This is a genomic window from Elusimicrobiaceae bacterium (genome assembly GCA_028700325.1).
Lineage (GTDB): Bacteria > Elusimicrobiota > Elusimicrobia > Elusimicrobiales > Elusimicrobiaceae > JAQVSV01.
This window is the reverse complement of record JAQVSV010000127.1, coordinates 1-2,550: the sequence shown is the minus strand read 5'-3', so window position 1 is coordinate 2,550 and position 2,550 is coordinate 1. Positions and strand designations below refer to the sequence as shown.

Genomic DNA, 2,550 nt, shown 5'->3' with positions numbered 1-2,550 from the left:
AACCGCCTGGTTGTAATCCATCTCGCTGTTGTGCAGCATCGCGTCCGCCATGGCGCGAGCCGCGCGCACCATATTCCAGCGCAGATACACAAGCCGGGCCGCGTGATGCGTGAAATAACCCTGTTCCAGCGCAAGATACTGGGCGTAAGCCGCCCAGCCGTTTTGAATGAACGGCTGCGGAATGAGCCGCCGGATGCGGGTGCCCGAAAGCGACTGCGAGTCCTGCAGATGCCGGCCGGGAAACGCTTCCTGCACAACCGCCATTTCGATGTACGGCTCGCTGAAAGCCAGCCGCAGAACCGCTTCGCGCACATTCTTCGGCATTTTGCGGCTCGGCAGATTGATAAACAGTTCCGCCACGCGGTTTTTGTCCAGACTGAACGGCGCATTGTAAAACGCGAACGCCGACTGCGATTTGAGGTATTCCGGCGTCGGCACGATCTTCAGCCGCTCCCGCGGCAGCGGCAGCAGCCGGTATTTATCGAAATGCTTGTAGGCCCGCTCAAGCTCCATGCGGAAATATTCCTCCAGTTCATCTTCCGCCGGGTGGGATTCTCCTATCTTGTAAAGCACGTCGTCGAAATTGGAAACGCTCAGGCCGGAGGTTTCCATGTAATGCTCGTATTCCTCCATGAAATCGCCGGACGCGCTCGCGAAATTCTTTTTCATGCGCTTGATTATTCCGCCGGGACTGTCATCCACCATGTGCCAGCGCTCAAGATAATAGCCGAACACCTCCTCGCCGACCCGGAAATCGCCGTCCGCCTGCACCATCACGTCGTCCTGCAAAAACTCCTGATAGCGCGTAACCGCCTTCTTGGCGTTTTCCACGGCTTTCTCGACCCGCTGGCGCAGCAGCGGATCCATGCCGATCAGACGCCGCAGCTCGGTCATCAGATCCGGAAACGATTTCTCGGCGTCATTGCACTGGTCTATGGCCTTGTCCACCCAGATCTTCGGCGGATGATACAGGTTCTGTTCGGCTTCGGTAAGCACAGCGGGCAGCTGCTCCAGCCGCAGCAGCGCGTTCTCCGCGCGGATCGGATAAGGCTCGAAATCCTTGGAAAGCAGTCCGTAAATCGAAGCGACGGCCTCCATATAATACTGCGGCCGGCGGCGCAGGTTCTGCAGCTGGTCTATATTGGCGATATCAATCAGCAGTTTGGCCCGGAACAGCTTGAAATCTATCGCGCTGTCAGGCGGCATGACATCGGGATCGAGCGCGTCAATCTGCGCGAGATAATTGCGGAACGCGTCCAGCCGGGTCTGCTCGTTTTTCAGTGTGCGCGGAGTAAGATTGCGGTCCGCGTCATGCAGGCCGTAACGGGTGGCCTGTTCAGGGTCAACCAGCTGAACGGTGGCCAGATACTGGTTGAAAATCTCGTTCAGGCGCGACACCTGAATGGTGCCCTGCACCTGCATGTCGGTTAAAACGGTTTCATAGGCGCGCACCGGCAGTGAAACGGCGAGCAAAGCGGCGCAAAGCGCCAGTCTGGCTATTATCATATCGGAACCCCGGCGCGTTCGCATAACGCGAACCGCAGTATTATATCGCTAATAATAATATAGCTAAATGCCTGACGCCAATGCAACCGCCTGACCCGTTTAATTGCCGGATTGCCGCGTTTCCAAAAATATTTCACGACAGCAATTCATGCGCCCGAACTTCCGTTTGGCACAAACAGGCGTGTTTCCAGCCCGCGGCAGGACTGTCGCTCTTTGCAGGGTGAGCGGCCTGACCAGAAAAAGCCCCCCGGTATCGGCCGGGGGGCTTTTCCGCAAACCAGCTCAAGCTATTTGCCGAGCATTATCTCAAGCACTTCGTCGGCTTTGGTGACGGGGATAATCTTCATTTCCCGGCGCACCTTTTCCGGCACTTCCTCAAGATCCTTTAAATTCGCCTTGGGAATAAGCACCGTTTTGATCTTCTCGCGGTAAGCGGCTAGCAGTTTTTCCTTGATCCCGCCTACGGCCAGCACCCGCCCGGTAAGCGTTATCTCGCCGGTCATGGCGATATTGCGCCTGACTGTTTTTTTAAGGAACAGGCTCGCCAGCGCCGTCATCATCGCGATCCCGGCGGACGGCCCGTCCTTCGGCACCGCGCCTTCGGGAATATGCAGGTGGATATCGCTGTCGGCGAACTTGAAGTCCTTCGTAAGGCCTTTGGAACGCACGAAACTGAGCGCGGCAGTCGCGCTTTCTTTCATCACGTCGCCCATCTGGCCCGTAAGCTCGATGTTGCCCTTGCCGGGGAAGCAGGCCGCTTCGATAGAAAGAGTTTCGCCGCCCTGTTCGGTCCACGCAAGGCCAGTGGAAACTCCGATCGCATTTTCCTCTGGCTTGTCGTTGACGATCTTGGGGATGCCGAGATACTTCTCCAGGTTCTGCCCGGTAACCTTTACGGATTTGCCGCTTTCCACGAATTCCCGGGCCGCCTTGCGGCAGATATGGCCGATCTCGCGCTCCAGACTGCGGACTCCGGCCTCCCGCGTATACTCCCGGATAATGCGGTCTATGGCGGTTTTTGCGATAGAGAGATTGCCGGACTTG

2 protein-coding genes are annotated in these 2,550 nt (G+C 57.3%); both read right to left on the bottom strand.

What is annotated here, in order from left to right:
- A partial coding sequence (locus tag PHW69_10100; protein MDD4005535.1) for a DUF885 family protein occupies positions 1-1,506 on the bottom strand: 1,506 nt, incomplete at its 3' end.
- Positions 1,507-1,793: 287 nt separating this feature from the next.
- Positions 1,794-2,550, bottom strand: a 757-nt coding sequence (locus PHW69_10095; protein MDD4005534.1) for a magnesium chelatase domain-containing protein, incomplete at its 5' end; no start/stop codon positions are given.